15 protein-coding genes and 2 pseudogenes are annotated in these 16,973 nt (G+C 65.2%); 4 read left to right on the forward strand and 13 right to left on the reverse strand.

The genetic code is table 11. The features are described from left to right. Positions 1 to 4 precede the first annotated feature (4 nt). Complete coding sequence (paaE, locus tag OWR21_RS07910; RefSeq protein ID WP_332394941.1) at positions 5 to 1,105, forward strand: 1,2-phenylacetyl-CoA epoxidase subunit PaaE; 1,101 nt, start codon at positions 5 to 7, stop codon at positions 1,103 to 1,105. On the opposite strand, the gene OWR21_RS07915 is transcribed toward paaE, so the two are convergent. Together OWR21_RS07915 and pcaD are read right to left on the reverse strand one after the other, a co-directional pair. Next, a complete protein-coding gene (locus OWR21_RS07915) occupies positions 1,090 to 1,737 on the reverse strand; it encodes a TetR/AcrR family transcriptional regulator (RefSeq protein WP_332394942.1) in 648 nt (215 codons plus the stop codon). The two genes, paaE and OWR21_RS07915, sit on opposite strands and share 16 nt — an antisense overlap. Positions 1,738 to 1,812: 75 nt before the next feature. Beyond that, positions 1,813 to 2,628: a 3-oxoadipate enol-lactonase gene (gene pcaD, locus OWR21_RS07920; RefSeq protein ID WP_316874403.1), complete on the reverse strand. Its 816-nt coding sequence runs from the start codon at positions 2,626 to 2,628 to the stop codon at positions 1,813 to 1,815. A gap of 111 nt (positions 2,629 to 2,739) precedes the next feature. Here pcaD and OWR21_RS07925 point away from each other — a divergent pair, with 111 nt between their 5' ends. Together OWR21_RS07925 and OWR21_RS07930 are read left to right on the forward strand one after the other, a co-directional pair. Then, entirely contained in the window at positions 2,740 to 3,690 is a 951-nt protein-coding gene (locus OWR21_RS07925; protein WP_332394943.1) for a LysR family transcriptional regulator, read from the forward strand. A gap of 122 nt (positions 3,691 to 3,812) precedes the next feature. Then, entirely contained in the window at positions 3,813 to 4,631 is an 819-nt protein-coding gene (locus OWR21_RS07930; RefSeq protein WP_332394944.1) for a class I SAM-dependent methyltransferase, read from the forward strand. A gap of 9 nt (positions 4,632 to 4,640) precedes the next feature. Here the strand turns inward: OWR21_RS07930 and OWR21_RS07935 are convergent, their stop codons facing one another. Beyond that, positions 4,641 to 5,246 (reverse strand): cysteine dioxygenase family protein, encoded by a 606-nt coding sequence (locus tag OWR21_RS07935; protein WP_316890835.1) that lies wholly within the window; start codon positions 5,244 to 5,246, stop codon positions 4,641 to 4,643. 154 nt (positions 5,247 to 5,400) lie between these two features. On the opposite strand from OWR21_RS07935, the gene metC reads away from it, so the two are divergent. After that, entirely contained in the window at positions 5,401 to 6,645 is a 1,245-nt protein-coding gene (gene metC / locus OWR21_RS07940) for a cystathionine beta-lyase (protein WP_316890837.1), read from the forward strand. 17 nt (positions 6,646 to 6,662) lie between these two features. Here the strand turns inward: metC and OWR21_RS07945 are convergent, their stop codons facing one another. From OWR21_RS07945 to OWR21_RS07990, 10 genes and pseudogenes are all read right to left on the reverse strand, one after another. After that, positions 6,663 to 7,520, reverse strand: coding sequence for an amino acid ABC transporter ATP-binding protein (locus OWR21_RS07945; RefSeq protein WP_332394945.1), 858 nt, complete (start codon positions 7,518 to 7,520; stop codon positions 6,663 to 6,665). Continuing rightward, a pseudogene (locus OWR21_RS07950) lies at positions 7,507 to 8,189 on the reverse strand (amino acid ABC transporter permease). Before OWR21_RS07950 ends, OWR21_RS07945 begins: the two are co-directional and overlap by 14 nt. Continuing rightward, a pseudogene (locus tag OWR21_RS07955) lies at positions 8,182 to 8,963 on the reverse strand (amino acid ABC transporter permease). Before OWR21_RS07955 ends, OWR21_RS07950 begins: the two co-directional pseudogenes overlap by 8 nt. A gap of 14 nt (positions 8,964 to 8,977) precedes the next feature. Then, a complete protein-coding gene (locus OWR21_RS07960; RefSeq protein WP_332394946.1) occupies positions 8,978 to 9,826 on the reverse strand; it encodes a transporter substrate-binding domain-containing protein in 849 nt (282 codons plus the stop codon). An 88-nt stretch (positions 9,827 to 9,914) separates the two neighbouring features. Continuing rightward, on the reverse strand, positions 9,915 to 11,042 hold the full coding sequence (locus OWR21_RS07965; protein WP_332394947.1) for an acyltransferase family protein: 1,128 nt from the start codon (positions 11,040 to 11,042) through the stop codon (positions 9,915 to 9,917). Positions 11,043 to 11,091: 49 nt separating this feature from the next. Continuing rightward, the gene (locus OWR21_RS07970; protein WP_332394948.1) at positions 11,092 to 12,270 is read right to left on the reverse strand and encodes a sigma-54 interaction domain-containing protein; all 1,179 of its coding nucleotides are present in this window, start codon (positions 12,268 to 12,270) and stop codon (positions 11,092 to 11,094) included. Between the two features lie 23 nt (positions 12,271 to 12,293). Further along, positions 12,294 to 13,496: an acyl-CoA dehydrogenase family protein gene (locus OWR21_RS07975; RefSeq protein ID WP_316902320.1), complete on the reverse strand. Its 1,203-nt coding sequence runs from the start codon at positions 13,494 to 13,496 to the stop codon at positions 12,294 to 12,296. Between the two features lie 30 nt (positions 13,497 to 13,526). Further along, positions 13,527 to 14,303, reverse strand: a complete 777-nt coding sequence (locus OWR21_RS07980) for an ABC transporter ATP-binding protein (protein ID WP_332394949.1) — start codon at positions 14,301 to 14,303, stop codon at positions 13,527 to 13,529. Between the two features lie 11 nt (positions 14,304 to 14,314). After that, on the reverse strand, positions 14,315 to 15,571 hold the full coding sequence (locus OWR21_RS07985; protein ID WP_332394950.1) for an acyl-CoA dehydrogenase family protein: 1,257 nt from the start codon (positions 15,569 to 15,571) through the stop codon (positions 14,315 to 14,317). Between the two features lie 45 nt (positions 15,572 to 15,616). Then, a complete protein-coding gene (locus OWR21_RS07990; protein WP_332394951.1) occupies positions 15,617 to 16,948 on the reverse strand; it encodes an ABC transporter substrate-binding protein in 1,332 nt (443 codons plus the stop codon). Positions 16,949 to 16,973 lie beyond the last annotated feature (25 nt).

A 16,973-nucleotide genomic window follows, 5' to 3' on the forward strand; every position in this document is an offset into this window, starting at 1 on the left:
CGCCATGACCCCGCAATTCCACCCCTTGCGTGTTGCCGAAGTGCGCGGCGAGACGGCCGATACGATTTCCGTGCGCTTCGACGTGCCGAATGACCTGCGCGATGCGTACCGCTTTACGCAGGGCCAGTTCCTGACGCTGCGCGTGCCGCCGGGCCAATTTCCCGGACATGAAGAACTGCGGCGTTCGTATTCCATCTGCTGCGCCGTGCAGGACTACGACGCGCACGGCGAGTTGCGTGTCGCGGTCAAGCGTGTCGATGCGGGGATCTTCTCCAACCATCTGCACGACCGCATTCGCGTGGGCCAGACGCTCGATGTGCTGCCGCCGGATGGCCGCTTCTTCGTGCCGCTCGCCGCCGAAAGCGCACGCCACTACGTCGCCTTTGCGGCCGGCAGCGGCATCACGCCCATCCTGTCGCTCATCAAGACGACGCTGGCGGCAGAACCTCACAGCCGCTTCACACTGGTCTACGGCAATCGCAGCGTCGACAGCATCATCTTTGGGGAGGCCCTCGAAGACCTGAAGGACCGCTATCTCGATCGCTTCGCGCTGTATCACGTGCTGTCGCGCCAGGCGCAGGAGATTGCGCTGTTCAACGGCCGGCTCGACGGCGCGAAGGTGCATGCGTTTCTGGATGCGCTGATTCCGCCGGACGATATCGATGCCGCTTTCATCTGCGGCCCGTCGACGATGATCGATGCCGTGGAAGCCGCGCTGCTTGAGCGCGGTGTGCCGCGCGAGCGCGTGCATGCCGAACGCTTTGGCATACCGGTGGGTGATGCGACGGCAGCGGCCAAACCACGCAAGCATGCCGCCGTCGCGGGCGATGTGGCGCTGACCGTTGTGCTCGACGGCAAATCGCACGAGGTGCCGATGGCGGGCGACGCCAAGGTGCTGGACAGTGCGCTGAGTGCGGGGCTGGATCTACCCTATGCGTGCAAGGGCGGCGTGTGCTGCACGTGCCGCGCCAAGGTGCTGGAAGGCCGTGTGGAGATGGAGAAGAACTTCACGCTGGAAGACTGGGAGATCCAGCAGGGGTTTGTGCTGACCTGCCAGGCGCGGCCGCTCACGCAGCGCGTGGTGGTCAGCTACGACGAGCGTTGAGCGTCAGCCCTTTTTCCGTCCGGGCCGCCCAGCCCGCCGAGCCCGTTCTCCAGCATGTCGATCACCATTTCCGCATAGCCTTCATACGACAGCGGTCCGTCGGGTTTGAGCCACGTGAAGGTCCAGTTCATCATGCCGAACAGCATCATGGTGATGGGCGTGCGATTGGCCTCGTCCACCTTGCCCGGGTAAGCCGCCCCCAGCTGTCGGCCCACCGCGGCCACCACGTCGCGTTCACGCGCGAGCACGATGTCACGCTGCTCCGGCGCCAGGTATTTCACATCATTGAGCAAGGCCACATGCCGCGTGCGCGATGTGGCGTATTCGGCCAGGAACGTACGGATCAGCAGATGCAGCGTGGCGCGTGCCGAGAGCTTGGCGTGGCGCGCGTCGCTCTCGGCGCGTTCAACCAGATCGGCCAGCCGGCGCGTGTAGCGGTCGAGCAGGTCGAACAGGATGGCTTCCTTGCCTTCGTAGTAGTGATACAGCCGCGATTTGGAGCCGCCGCACGCAGCGGCAAGCTGGTTCATCGACACGCTCGGGTAGCTGTCGGCCGCAAAGGCTTCGGCGGCGGTGTCGAGCACGCTTTCGCGGCGCAACTCGAATTCGTCTTCGTTCTTGACGCGGGACATGGCGGGCGGCACATCGGTTGGATGGCCGCCATGTTAACCGGCTGCGTCGCGGTGTGTCGATGCTGCGTCGAGGCGTCAGACGGTTTCGTGCACGCCCAGGAAATCCAGCACGGCTTCGACAAACGCGTCCGGCAGCTCCACGTTGGCGAGATGCACGGTATCGAGGAGGCGCAATTGCGCGCCGGGAATGGCAGCCGCAATCTCCTCGCCATGGCGGGCAGACGTCACGGTGTCGTGCTGGCCGGCAATGACGAGCGTGGGCTGCGTGATCAGCTTGATCGTGCGGCGCAGGTCGGCATCGCGCACGGCTGCCCAGCCACCGATGATGCCCTCGCGCGGCGTTGCCAGCAGCGTGCGGCGGAACGGCGCAACGGCCGGGTCATTGGCCTCCAGCATGCGCGCCGGAAACCAGTTGCGCAGGAACGTTTCCGTTGTTGCCTGCATGTCGGGCGCTTGCTGAAGCTCGGCGATGGCCTGATCGAAATACTGCGTCGGGCCGATGTGCGCGGCCGTATTGGAGAGGATCAACCGGTCGATGCGTTCCGGCACATGGATCGCCAGCCACTGCGCCACGATGCCGCCGAGCGACAGCCCCAGCATATGCACGCGCTGGATGCCCAGCGCATCGAGCAGTTCGACCACGTCACGACCGAGCCGATCGATCGAATAGGCGCCGGCTGGTGCATCCGAAGCGCCGTGGCCGCGCGCGTCGTAGCGCAGCACGTGAAAGTGTTCGGCCAGGCGCGGCACGGTCACGTCCCACATGTGCAGGTCGGTGCCGATGGAGTTGGACAGCAGCAGGACGGGCTTGCCGGCGGTGCCATCAAAGCGATAAGCGAGGCGCGTGCCGTCACCGGCGGTGATGAAGGAGAGGTCGTTGCGGGTGGTCATGTCGGGCTCCTGGGAAAGACGGTGGAAACGATTGGGTTGCCGTCATCCTAGAAGCCGACGCGGTTGGCGGATACTATGAAGTTTTGACGACCTTTGTAGGTTTTGCCGACAATGCAGAACTTCACGCTTCATGAGCTGCAGTGCTTCGATGCGGTGGTCACCGGTGGCAGTTTCCAGGCAGCAGCCGAGCGGTTGCATCGCTCGCATCCGTCTGTGTTTGCGGCGGTCGCCAAGCTGGAAGGACAGTTGGGTCTAAACCTGCTGGATCGCAGCGGTTATCGCGTGCGCTTGACGGAAGCGGGGCGATCGTTCCACCGCAAGGTGCAGTCGTTGCTGCGTGAGAGCGAGGAGTTGCGGACCCACGCAAAACAGCTCGCGATGGGCGAGGAGGCCGAGTTGCGCGTCGTGTTGGGCGACCTGTGTCCGCTGCAGCCCGTGCTGGCACTGCTGAGTCAATTCTTCGGCCAGTGTCCGCAAACACGGCTGCAATTGCAGTTCGAAGCCGTCACCGGGCCCTGGGAGCGCTTGCTGGAAGACGATGCGGACCTGATCGTCCACCGCGTGCCCAAAGGCGATGTGCGCATGGAGTGGATCGACTTGGGCAAGATCGCCATGGTGCCGGTGGTGGCGCCGGGGTTTTTGCCGTTCGCCATCACGTCGGCGATCACGCCGCAGCAGATGCAGCGCTTCATGCAGTGCGTCGTCAACGATTCCGCGCGGAACCCGCCCGAGCACTCCCATTTCGTCATCGACGGTGCGCCGCAGTGTGCCGTGCCCGATCAATTGATGAAGAAAGAGTTGATTCTCCACGGCATGGCGTGGGGGCATCTGCCGCGTTTCCTGATCGAGACGGAACTGCGCGAGGGGACGTTGCTGTCGATTGCAGGGCGCCATTTTCCCGGCATGGTGCAGGAGCTGGTTGTCGCGCGCAGACGCGATCAGCCGCATGGGCCAGTCGCCAACCGGCTGTGGGACTTCCTTGGCGATCACGCGCCGGTGCTCAAGCCGGCGTTGGGCCGTATGCCACGTCAGGCAGCCGCGGCCGTCCGAAAGCGCGTGTAGTTTGCAGACACGTCCATGCCTGGGCAGGCTCGCCATCTAGTCGAGTTGGCGGAGTGCCCGCCGCGCGGTTCCCGACTATAACCATTCATGCCCGACCCTTTCACGGGCAAAGGTGGTGAATGATGAGCGCACATGGCACCGATCAGGTTTTCTCGGGTTCCATTCCCGAGCTGTACGACACGCTGCTGGTCCCGCTGATTTTTGCGCCGTATGCGCAGGACATGGCCGTGCGGGCGGTGGCATGTCAGCCGCTGCGCGTGCTGGAGGTCGCCGCCGGTACCGGCGCGGTGACGCGTGCCTTGGCGGAAGCACTGCCGGCCACTACCGAGATTGTGGCGACCGACCTGAACCCCCCGATGCTAGAGCGTGCGGCTGCCGTGGGCACATGCCGGCCCGTCACGTGGCAGCCGGCGGATGCGCAGCAACTTCCGTTTGCCGACGGCAGTTTCGATTTGGTGATCTGCCAGTTTGGCGTGATGTTCTTTCCGGACCGGCCCAAGGCCTTTGCCGAAGCACGACGTGTGCTGACGGCGGGCGGCAAGCTGCTCTTCAGCGTGTGGGACCGGATCGAAGACAACGACTTTGCGAATGCGGTGACGAAGGCGCTGGCGAAACGCTTTCCCGAAAACCCGCCGATGTTTCTCGCGCGCACGCCGCATGGCCATTACGATCCGGCGCCGATTCAGGCCGACGCCCGCGCGGGCGGCTTCACCGCAGGGGTCACGTACGACGTTGTCACCGCACGCAGCCGGGCAGACACCGCGCGCATCGTCGCCACCGCCTATTGCCAAGGCACGCCGGTGCGCGCCGAGCTGGAGGCGATCGGTGGCAATGCACTGGCCGACGCCACCGACGTGTGTACCGATGCGTTGACCGCCCGGTTCGGCGCAGGGCCGGTCGAAGGCAGGATCCAGGCGGTGATGTTCAGCGTGACAGCCTGAAGCGGGCGATCAAGCGGCTTGCTTGGTCGCGCTCATGTAGTTGTGGTTGTAGTTGAGCACCCGGCCCGTGGCCAGGTCATAGCCGACGCGCCCCGTCAGGGTTTCCAGCGCTCGGCCATACAGGTGGAAATGGCGGGTGGGTGCGTTGCCCAGCACGTGGATGCTGTGGATGTCGTCGTCGAGGAACGTGATGGGCGTGCCGGGCTGTACCACGACTTCGCGCGACAGGGCCAGTGTGGCGCGCTCGGGGTCGCGGCCGTCGTCGGTGCGTGTGTAGACGCGGTTCAACTCTTCGCCTTCGAGCGCCACGATGACGGCCCACGTGGTGTGGTTGTGCGGCGGCGTGGTCTTGCCCGGGTTGATGGAGTTCAGGTACAGCGCGAAGGTCTGGTCGGGCTCCACGTGCAGCAGGTAACGGCTGGAGGCATCGGCATCGCCCGCAGCGGGCGGCGGGAAAGCGTCGAGCGGGAACAGCGCTTCCTGCGCGGCAAGTTCATGCAGGCGATCGGCAATGCGCGCAAGCGATGCCTGCGTAATGCCATCTTGCGCGGCAATGGCGCGGATGGCGACGAGGGTCTGGCGGACGGCGTGGTCGCGTTGCTGGGCGAGGCTCATGGCAGCTCAAAGCGGATCGGTGAAGCACTCAGTGTAGGGCGCCGGCACCGCACGACCAACGCAGCATCCTGCATATGGTTAGACGCATCGGTTCGTTCTCGGGCGCGGGGTGGCGTGCCTAACATGGGCCTCTTCAGAAACACGCGAGGCCTGCATGACACGCTCTTCCATCGACGCTCATTCCAACGCGCCGGATGCCTCGGGTTCTCTTGCAACACGCCTCGTCCACGCAGGCAGCCCGCCGTTCGTGGAGGGCACTGCGCCGGTCAACGTGCCGGTGGAGCGCACCAGCACCGTCCGCCATGCCAGCACCGCCGCGCAGCATGACGTCCACGCGCGCCGCAAGGCCGGCGAGAACATCGCCAGCTACGGCCGCCACGGTTCACAAACGCATCGCGCGCTGGAGGATGCGCTGCTGGCCCTTGAAGGCGGCGTGCGCGCGTTCCTTGTGCCATCGGGCTTGTCGGCGATTTCGCTGACGTTCCTGGCGCTGTTGTCGCCCGGTGACCACGTAGTCGTGACGGACAGCGTGTATGCGCCCGTGCGCCGGCTCGACACCGGTCTGCTGCAACGCCTGGGCATTGAACTGACCTATGTGGACCCGCGCGACGGGCAGCTCGAAGCGGCCATCCGGCCGCACACGCGGCTCATCTATACGGAATCGCCGGGGTCGCTGCTCTATGAAATCTATGACTTGCGTGCCATCGTCCGAATAGCGCAACGGCACGGCATCGCGCTGGCCACAGACAACACCTGGGCGTCTGGCATTCTCTTCCGGCCGCTCGATGCAGGGGCAGACATTTCAATCCTGGCCGCCACCAAGTACGTGGCCGGGCATTCCGATGTGATGCTGGGCGCCGTCATTGCCCGCACCGATGCCGTGGCCGCGCGTATTGCCGCCGCACATGATGTGCTCGGCCTCACGATCGGCGCCGATGATGCTTATCTGGCGCTGCGCGGCGTGCGCACGTTGCCGGTGCGCATGGCCCAGCACCAGCGCAATGCCACGCGCGTGGCGCAGTGGCTGCAGGCGCAGCCGGGTGTGGGGCGGGTGTTTTATCCGGCATTGCCGGGTGACCCGGGTTACGTGCTGTGGCAGCGGGATTTCTCGGGCGCCAACGGGCTCGTTTCATTCGTGCTGGAAGGCGCGGATCAGCACGCCGCAGAACGGGTCGCCGATGCGTTGCGGTTGTTTGCGATTGGCGCCTCGTGGGGCGGGTACGAAAGCCTCGTCACCGTGGTTGCGCCCGAAAGGCTGACGGACCACGCGCAATGGGATCAAGCCGGTGCCGTGCTGCGTCTGCATGTCGGCCTGGAAGATGCAGATGACCTCATTGCCGATCTGGAGCAGGCGCTGCAGCACGCGCCCGTGGTCGCGCTGCACGCGATTGGCGGTTGAAGGTCACAGGTCAAACATCAGACGGCAAACGTCGCGCCGGCGAAGGCAGCGTGCCATGGTGCATGCACGGTCAGCCGCGCACCTGCATGACCCGATAGCGCGCGCGATAGGAATGCACGCGTGCGGTCGCTCGTCGGGGAGGAGAAAACCTGTTCTGCCGAGCCACGTTCCACCACGACACCGTGTTCCGTGAACACCACCTCGTCGCTGATCGCCCGCGCGAAGGCCATTTCGTGCGTGACCAGCACGCAGGTCAAGCCATCGTCGACCAATTCGCCGATGACGTTGAGCACTTCGCCCACCGTTTCCGGATCGAGCGCGGACGTCACTTCATCGAACAGGATCAGTTCCGGTTTCATGGCCAGCGCACGCGCAATGGCCACGCGCTGTTGCTGCCCGCCGGACAGCTGCCCCGGGTATGCGCGCGCCTTGTCTGCTAGGCCCACTTTCTTGAGCAGCGCATGCGCGGTGGCTTCAGCCTCCGAACGCGCTTTGCCGAGCACGCGCACGGGTGCGGCGACCAGGTTGTCGAGCACGCTCAGGTGCGGAAACAGGTTGTATTGCTGGAACACAAAGCCGATGCGCTTGCGCAGGGCAATGGTGTCTTCTTCGGTGTTGAGCTGGTCGACGCGGATGCCGTCCACGGTGATGCTGCCGCGTTGCGGCCGAAGCAAGCCGCTGATGCAGCGCAGCAGCGTCGACTTGCCCGAGCCCGACGGCCCGATGATCGACACGGCCTGGCCACGCTGCACGTCGAGGTCGATGCCCGACAGCACCGGCGTGATGCCGAAACTCAGATGCACGTCGCGGAGTGAGACAAGCGGTGGGGCAACCGGCGTAGATGCATCGAGAGGAAGAAGATCAGGCAGCGACATGCGCGCGCTCCATGCGCCGGGTCAGGCGCGAAATCGGGTAGCAGTAAACGAAGAACAGGGCGAGCACGGTGAAGTAGGTCAGCACCGTAAACGGCGTGCGATTGACCGTGTTGCTGGCGATCTGGGCGGTGTCGAGCAGATCGTGCACGCCCACCAGCGACGCCAGTGCCGTGCCCATGGTGATGACGGCGTACAGGTTCATCCACGAAGGCAGCATGCGCCGCACGCACTGCGGCAGCACGATGCGCCAGAGGATGTCGCGCCGCGTAAACGCCAGCGACGCTGCGGCTTCCCACTGCGTATGCGGGATCGACTGCACCGCGCCACGGAAGATTTCCGCCACGTGCGCACTTGCCGGCAATGCCAGCGCGAACGTCACCTTGAGCCAATCCGGAAACGGGATCACGTGGCCGTGTACGACAATTTCGAAGGGCACCGCGTACGCAATGCCGTAAACCAGTACAAGCCAGGGCGCATTGCGAAACGCAACGACATAGCCGCCGGCGAGCTGCCTTAGCCCGCGCACCGACGACAAATGCAGTGCGCCGATCGCCAGCCCCACCAAGGTGCCGAGCCCGACGGCCAGCAAGCTGATGCCGACGTTGATGCCCAGCCCCGCAGCAAAGCTGGCGACCAATGGGAAAGCGTGGCGAGAAGGGTGTCAGGCATGCGCGGCGCTCCCCAATGCGACGTGGCCAGCGGCGCCGTAACCGGGCATTTGCAGCCAGCGTTCGATCCATACGCCCAGCGCATGCACGGCATAGGTCACCACGCCGTAGAACACCAGCAACAGCACCATGCATTCGAGCACGTTGTCGCGCTGTGTCCAGATCATCAGCGCGCTATACGTGAGGTCGCCCACGGCAATGGCCGATGCCAGCGACGATGCCTTTACTAGCTCGACGGTGTTGTTCATCAGGGAGGGCCATGCCGCGCGAAGTGCGAGCGGCAGTTGCACGCGCCACAGGCGCTCGCGTGCGCTGAAGCCGAGCGAGGTTGCGGCTTCCAGCATGGGGGCGGCACGGCTTCAATGCCGGCACGCAGGGCTTCCGCATGAAACGCCGCCTTGTGTAGCGAGAGCAACGTCACCGCCCAGAAGAACGGCGTGAGCGGATTGGTCAACTGCCACTGCGCCAGCGTTTGCGTGATGAGCGTGTTGACGACGAGAAACGCGCAGCACAACTGCACGAGCGTGGGCGTGTTGCGCGTCAGTTCGATGAAGCCCTGCGCCAGCCATCGCACGCGCTTATGCGGCGATACCAGCAGCCGCGCGAGCCCAACACCAAAGACGAGGCTCAGCACCACGGTGCTCAGCATCACCAGCAGCGAAACTTTCGCGCCTTGCAGCAGCGCATTGCGCTCGTACGCCTCGGCCAGAAAGCCGTAGTCGAGGCCGGTGTGGCGGACCAGCGCAATCGCCCGTGCGAGCAGATCGTCAGTCAACTGCAGCCTCTCGATCAGCCGCGCGTGGCCTTCAGCTTGTCATGCCATTCGACCAGCGCGGGCGACGGCGGCAGGATGCCGTTCTTCTTCTCCGTTTCGATCAGCCAGCCGGTGCGGTGCCAGCCCTGGACGATGCGGTCGAGGGCGGCCACAGTGTCGTTCTCGCCCTTGCGCGCCCAGATGACCGTGGGCGAAGGGATGAGGTCCGGGCCGACGATGCGGTAGTCCTTCCATTCGGGGTTGCTGCGGGGCAGCGGCTGCAGCAGCGTGGCGTCGTGCACGGCAGCAGCGCAGTTGTTGCCGCGCAGGGCCAGCAAGGACTCGGCCGGGCTCTTGAACCCCTTTGGCGTGGCACCAATGTCGGCGGCCAGCGGCTTGGCGTAGCTGCTGCCTTGCGAAAGGCAAACGTCCTTGCCTTTCAGGTCGCTCCACTGGTGCACCGGGCTGTCTTTCGGGACCAACGCCACGCCGCCCACGCGGTAGTACGGTGTCGGCACGTGGGCGAGCAGGTCCGCGCGCTCGGGGTTCAACTCCATCGCCGCAACCAGGACATCAACACGCCCCTGCTGCAGAAATTGCACGCGGTTGGAAGGTTGCACCTGCACCGTCTCCACTTCCACGCCAAGCCCGCGCCCGAGTGCCTGTGCGAGGTCGATGTTGAAGCCCGTACCGCGCTGTGTAACGGGGTCAATGGAGCCGAATGGCCCGCCCGACAGCACCACGCCCACGACAAGCTTCTTGCGCTGCTGGATTTTGTCGAGCGTGGCATCAGCATGTGCCGCTGTTGCACTGAACGCGGCGGCCGCTGCCAACGCGACGGAAGCGAAGACGGATCGGCGGAACGAGGAAGAAGGGGCGGACATGGCACGCGACAGATTGTTTCTGAAGCAGCCATTGTCCGAGACGCCCGTCGCGCAACGAACGAATAAAACCGGAAACGTTATGCGCCGCTCAGGACTTTTGCGGCCGCAGGCGCGTGCGCAAGGCCCGCCGACGGTTGCGCATCCAATCGATGGCGCGGCGGCCGAGGGCGATGGATGGCAGTTCGACATAGCGATGCAGTAGCACGGCCAGCGCCAGCGTGAGGGCGAGGTTGACGGCAAACAGCATCAACTGCGTGCCGAGCCACTCCGGCGCGAGCCTACCCACCACGCGATGCGTGGCTTCAATCACGCTCGGGTGCACGAGGTACAGCGCATACGACAACTCGCCCAGCCAGACGGCGACGCGCGGCACGCGAAGCTCGCCGCAGTGCTCCATGGCCACCATGCCGATCAACAACGCGCCGGCGGGCAGGCCCCGCGCGAGCAGATCGAATTTCGGGACCGGGCCGACGACCGACATCACGAACGTTGCCGCGCCAATCGCCATCAGGACACGCGCAACGGCCGGTGTCAGGCGATGCCGATGTGCCGCATACAGCCATGCCAGCCCGGCGCCCAACAGGAACTCCAGCACCAGCGGGTTGGCTGCCATGGCCTGCAATGGCGTGGCCCAGTCGTACAACGCTTCCGGGTTGCGCTGCACGACGCCGTTGTGCCAGAACGGCACGATGATCGTTGTCGTGAACAGCGCCAACGCCACCAGCCCAAGCGCGCGCCGTCCGAACAGCGCCAGCCCCACCGCGCACAACGCGTAGAAAAACACTTCGTAGTTGAGCGACCAGCCGACGTACAGCGCCGGATAGCCGAAGTACGGCGCATCCACATTGGCCTGCGGCAAAAACGCCAGCGAAGTGAGCAATACGCCCGACGAGACGGGATTGAGCCACGTGCAATGCAGCACCGACATCAGCCAGTAGGGCGGGGCCAGGCGGAACGCCCGCTTGACGAGAAATTCGTCGGCCGGTTCGGGCCCCTTGGGGCCGAGGATGGCCACCCACGCAATGATGAAGCCGCTGATGACGAAGAACACGTCCACACCGACATGCCCGCGCTTGATCACATGCGACGTCAGCCACGCAAGCGCAGGGACGTCGACATGGGCCAGGGCAAGTCCGGAATGGAACACCACGACATACAGCGCGGCGAAGCCCCGCAGCGCCTGGATGCTGAGTAGAGAAGACGAAGAACGGTTCACGCGGGACGGCTATCGATAACGCAGAGAGCAACCCACGCTGGAAAGCAAGCTACGTGCCCATCACGTCTTCGTGTGCCGGTGTTGCGGGCGTTGAGGCAAAAGGTGATGTGCGCGGCGCGCCCACCTCGCCCAGGCGAATCAGCCGGGCGCGCACCACGTTGCGGCTGACCCCGAGCACGCGCGCGGCGTCGCTTTGGCTGTAGTGGCAGTACCGGAATACCTCCCGGAACAGCGCGTCTTCCACCACCTGATAGACACTCCCGACGCTGTCGTTGCAGAGGTGCTGGATCGCCTGGCATAGCAGGGCAGCTTCGTCTGCACTGGAGGGGTCGGGCGGTTGCGCGGTCGGCGGGGCGGTGGAGGCGATTGGCGGCTCGGTCTCGGGCCGGGCCTGCGCCACCGCCTGCGCCGGGGAACTGGCAGGGCGGCTGGACAGCCGCAGGTCGGACGCGTCGATGGTGTTTCCATCGCAGAGCAGGAGCGTCCGATGAATGACGTTTTCAAGCTCGCGCACGTTGCCGTGCCAGGGGCTCTGCGTCAGCAGGCGTTCGGCCGCCGGTGTGAGGGTCGCGCGCGCGTGGCCGAGTCGCTTGCTGTAGGTGTTGATGAAGTAGCGTGCCAGCGGAACGATGTCGCCCGGACGCTCCTTCAGCGTGAGGACGTTGAGGTTGACGACATTCAGCCGGTAGTAGAGATCCTTGCGAAAGCGCTTCTCCTGGACCAGCGTTTCCAGGTCGACGGTCGTGGCCGCGACGATCCGGAGATCGACGGGAATGGGCGTGCGCCCGCCCAGACGCACGATTTCACGCTCCTGCAGCACGCGCAGCAGCTTGTTCTGCACAGGCAAGGGCAGGTCGTTGACCTCGTCGAGGAAGATCGTCCCGCCGTTCGCCTGCTCGAACCACCCCACCTGCGTGCCGAATGCGCCGGCGAACGCGCCGTTTTCGTGGCCGAAGAGTTCTGCATCGACGAGCGTGTCGGAGAACGCGCCGCAGCTCACCACCACGAAAGGACCACCCTGCCGCGCGCTGCGGTTGTGCAGGTAGCGGGCAATCAGCTCTTTGCCCGTGCCGGTTTCACCAGAGATCAGCACCGCCGCGTCGCTGGGCGCGACCTGTTCGACTTCATCGAGCAGGGCACGGGAGCGCGGGTCTTCGAAGATCCATTCTGGCGTGCTGGCCGCCGGCTCCTGGCCAGGCGGCGGAGGCCATACAGGGAACGTCGCCATGATTTTCCATTCAGCGCGTGGGATCAGGAATAGAAAGAAGGTTCGGGCAGCGTGCCGTTCAGCGCCCAGTCGCCCAACTCGTGCAGCTTGTAGTCGACAGGGTCGTGCAGCGTCTGCGTGCGCAGGTTGCGCCAGAAGCGGTCCAGCGCGAGCGCGCCGTGGGTGGCGCGTGCGCCGGTGGTCTCGAACATTCGGCTGGTCAGATCGAGCCCGACCCGCGTGGCTGCGACCTTGGCGGTGGCGATGGCAACACCCACGTGGCCGCGCGCGCGAGCCGTCAACGTGGGGCCTTGCACCCACGCTTCGTCAAACCGTGTGGCCGCTTGCCGCGCCAGCAGGCGCACGCTCTCCAGGCCGACAAAGAACTCACCGTAGTGGGCCAGCGTGTACGGGTCTTCGCTCGCCCGCTTTGCTGCAGAGCGGTGCCACGGTCGCGCCTCGTGCAGCGTGTAGTGCCGGGCCTGCTCGAACGCACCTTCTGCCAGACCCAGGAACAGATGCACGAACACCAGCTGCGCCAGCAACGGGCGCAACGACGAAAAAGGCGTGGTGAGCGGCCCCGGATCGCGGAGCAGTTCGTTTTCTTCCACACGGACCTTCTCGAACAGCGCGCTGCCGCTGTCGGTCTGGCGCTGCCCGAAGGCGTTCCAGTCGTGGTTGAGCGTGATGCCGGCGCGTGCAGTCGGCACCGCTGCAACCAGCAGCTTGCGACTGTGTTCATCGATGCCCGAGGCAATCAGCATTTGCGAATCCAAAGCGCCGGAGCAGAAGCTCTTCTTGCCGGAGAACTCGTACCAGCCGTCGAACCGGCGCACGACGGTGCGATCGTCCAGCGGGTTGAGTGCGTTACCCCAGAACCAGTGCTTGCGCGCGGTCTGCTCGTACCACGGCTCCCACTGGTCTGGCCGCGCAAACAGGCGCACGGTCGCCAAGAGCAGATGGTGGAAGCCGTAAACGTGGGCGATGGAGCTGTCCACCTGTGCCAACTCGCGCACGGTGTCCAACGTCTCGGCCCAACTGGCGCCGTGCCCGCCATAGCGCTTGGGAATCGCCAGGGAGAGCAGGCCGCTGCGCCGCAACGCGTCGCGTTCGGCCAAGGGCGTGCCGCCCGCGGCATCGCGCTCCACCGCCGTCCGGGCGAACTCGGCAGCCAGTGTTTTGGCGGATGGCGGCGCCGGCACTGCAAGGGTTTCGGTGTCAGGAAAGATTGCCGTTTCTGTTGTCATGAACACTCGGGAAAGACGAATGGACGCCACTCACGCCAAGGCTGGTGCTTGGTGCGCAACATCGCGGCCGAAATAGAAATGCTGGATGTCCTCACGCTGGCGCAACGCCTTAGCCGTGTCATTGAGCACGGTGACGCCTGCCTCCAGCACCGTGGCGCGATCGGCGTATTGCAGGGCCACCGTGGAGTTCTGTTCGGCCACCAGGATCGACAGCCCGTCTTCACGATTGAGCTGCCGCAGCCTCGCAAAGATGTCCTGCACGACCAGGGGCGCAAGGCCCATCGACGGCTCGTCCAGCACCAGCAGGCGCGGGCGTGACATCAGCGCGCGCCCAATGGCGGCCATCTGCTGCTCACCGCCCGACGTGAGGCCGGCGGCAACCCGGCGCCGTGCTTTCAGGCGCGGGAAGATCGCGTACACGCGTTCCAGGTCGGCGGCCGTCTCCGCCCGCGAAGCGCTGCGCCCGAGCGCACCGGTAACGAGGTTCGCCTCGATGGAGAGGTTCGGAAAGCAGCGCCGGCCCTCCAGCACCTGAACGAGCCCCAGGCGCACCAGCTGCGCAGGCGTGGTGCGAGCGACGTCATGCCCGTCGAAACGGATGGTGCCCGCAGTCACCTGTCCGCGTTCGGGCACCAGCAGGTTCGAGATCGCCTTGAGCGTGCTCGACTTGCCCGCACCGTTTGCGCCCAGCAGTGCGTGCACCTCACCGCGTTGCACGGTGAGGTTCACGTTGTGCAGGGCGACGATGGCATTCTGGTACGTCGCTTCGACACCGTTGACGTGCAGCAGCACAGCAGGATCGCGCATCGCCATCACACTCAGGCCGCTTTGGCGATGGGCGGTGTCGCCGTGGTACCGGGCCCCGCACCGATCTGCCAGACATACGGCGGTTCGGTGCCGTTGATGTGCCAGTCGCCGATGATGCGCGCCTTGTAGATCAACGGATTGTGCGAGGCCACCGTGCGCGCGTTGCGCCAGTGGCGGTCCAGCGCCTTGCCCGAGGCCGTGGCGGATGCGCTGAGCGCATTGAAGAACTGCGTGGACGCACGCAACACGAGATCGGAAATCGCCACCTGCCCTTGCGCGGATTCGAGTTCGGCGTCGATGTTGGCCTGCCGTTCCTGCGCAGCGTCGCCGGCCCAGCGGGCGTCATAGGCACGTTGCGCGGCGAAGGTGGCGCGAATGGCCGTGGCCTCCGCCGCGTAGGCCAGTGCCGACACCTCGCCAACCACCTGCTGCACCTGCACGTCTTGCGCCACCGCCGAGGCGTTGCCGGTGCTGAAGATGCGTTTGCGCTCGCGCACCTGCTGCGCAACCTCGCGCGTGATGGCGCGCGCAATGCCAGCCAGCGTGGCCAGGTGGAACAGCTGGTAGAACGCGGTCTGATACTTGAAGCGGCTGCTGAACGGGAAGATGTTTTCGTCTTCCACGGCGGCGTTCTCATACACCGAGGTGCCGCTGCCGGTGGTGCGCTGGCCGAAGCCGTTCCAGTCGTCGTGGTGCGTCACGCCGGGCTGATGCGAGCTGACGGCGGCGATCACGTCGGAGCCGTCTTCCAGGCGCGCATACAGGTCGACCCAATCGGCAAAGATGCTTCCGGTGCTGTAGTACTTGCGTCCGTTGGCAACCCAGCGGCCGTCCCGTTTGGAGATGCGCGTGATGACATCGCCAATGGCCACGTCGCCGACTTCCGTCCACGCGTTGCCGACCAGGTCGCCGGCCACGAAGCGCCTCAGCCAGACTTCGTTGCCGGCATCGCGCGGTGCGTTCAGGCGATCTTCCACGAAGGCGAAATGCCCGCGCAGCGCCTGCACGATGTTGGAGTCGGCGTCGGCCAGCTCAATCAGCAGCTGGAACAGTTGGGGCAGCGTGGCGCCGTCGCCGCCATATTCCACCGGCACGCGCACCGCGCCGAAGCCCGCCTGCTTGAGCCACTGGATGGCGTCGACGCCGAGCTGGCGGTTGTGCTCGCGTTGCAAGGCGGTATCGCGGATGCGCTGGAAGACGGGGCGGTACTTCTGCGCAAGGGTTTCGTAGGGAGCGCCGAACAGGGTCTCGGCGTGCGGCTGCGTCATGGCGAACCTCCGGGTGGGTCGGGCAGGGTGGAGAGACAGCGGAATTCAATCGTTGATGCTCGTGCGCACCTTGATGTTTTTCTCTTTGGCGTACGCCAGCGACGATTTCTCGATGATGGGCCGCAGCAGTTTCCAGTCCGGTGCGATCCAGTCGGAGATCACGTTCCATTTCGTGCCATCCCACTGCTGGAAGGCGACGCGGCCATCCCCTTCATGGTTGTCCCACGTGACGTTGATGGAGTGGAACAGGCCCTTGGCGCCCAGCGCAGCGGCGCGGGCTTCGTCAATCTTCAGGTTCTCCAGGCCCCAGCGGACTTCGTCGCCGGTCAGCGTGCGCTTGCCGAACTTGGCCTGCGCGATGCGGATGGCTTCCACGTTCAGGATGCCGTTGAGCACGCCCAGGTTGTGGTACACGCTGCCGATGCGCTTCTTGTCTTGCAGGTTGCCCTTGCCGTGGTCGTACAGCGTCTTGGTGATCTGCTGAACCACCGGGTATTGCGCACCCGCGGCCACCGTCGTGATGGCGACGTAGCCCTTGGCGGCATCGCCGGCCGGGATCACGTCTTCTTCGGAGTTGGACCATACGTTGCCGATGATGTGGTCGGCCGGAAAGCCTGTCTTCTGTGCCGTCTTGAGCGCCACCGGGTTCATCACGCCCCAGCCGCGCAGCACGACGTAGTCGGGTTTGGCGCGGCGGATGGCCAGCCACTGCGACTGCTGCTCATTGCCCGGATGCGGCACTTCGATCTGCTGCACCGTGAAGCCGTATTTCTTCGCCAGCAGTTCATAGATGGGGATCGTCTCTTTGCCGTACGGCGAGCCGTGATACAGCACGACGATCTTCTTGCCCTTGAGCTTGTCGACGCCGCCTTCCTTGGTGCCGATGTAGTTGACGATGCCCGAGGTCTCGCTGTACGGGTTGAGCAGCAGCGGGAAGATGTACTTGAACACCCGGCCGTCCGTCGTGTCGGTGCGGCCGTGGTTGATGGTGAGCAGCGGCACCTTGTCAGCCGTCACCCGGTCGAGCAGCGCATACGCAATGCCGACCGACAGCGGATTCCATGTGGCGATGCCGGGGTGCGTCTTCAGGCGTTCGTACACCTCCACGCCGCGTTCCACTTCGTACTGCGTTTCGCCTTCTTCCCAGGTCAGCTTGACGCCGCCCACGCCGCCGTCTCGCGTGTTGACGAGGTTCAGGTAATCGATGAAGCCGCCAAAGAACCCCGTGCCGCCGGCTGCATATGGGCCGACGCGGTAGCTTTGCAGCGGAAAGAACTGCTCATCCGCATGGGCGGCTTTTACGCCCAGACCGGTCAGGCCAGAAAGGGCCAGCGCGCCGGTCAGCAACGCCATCTTGATGGTGCGGGGGAGGGACATGGTGCAGATGCTCCTGGTATCGATG

The sequence above is a fragment of the Ralstonia sp. 1B3 genome (assembly GCF_036631435.1).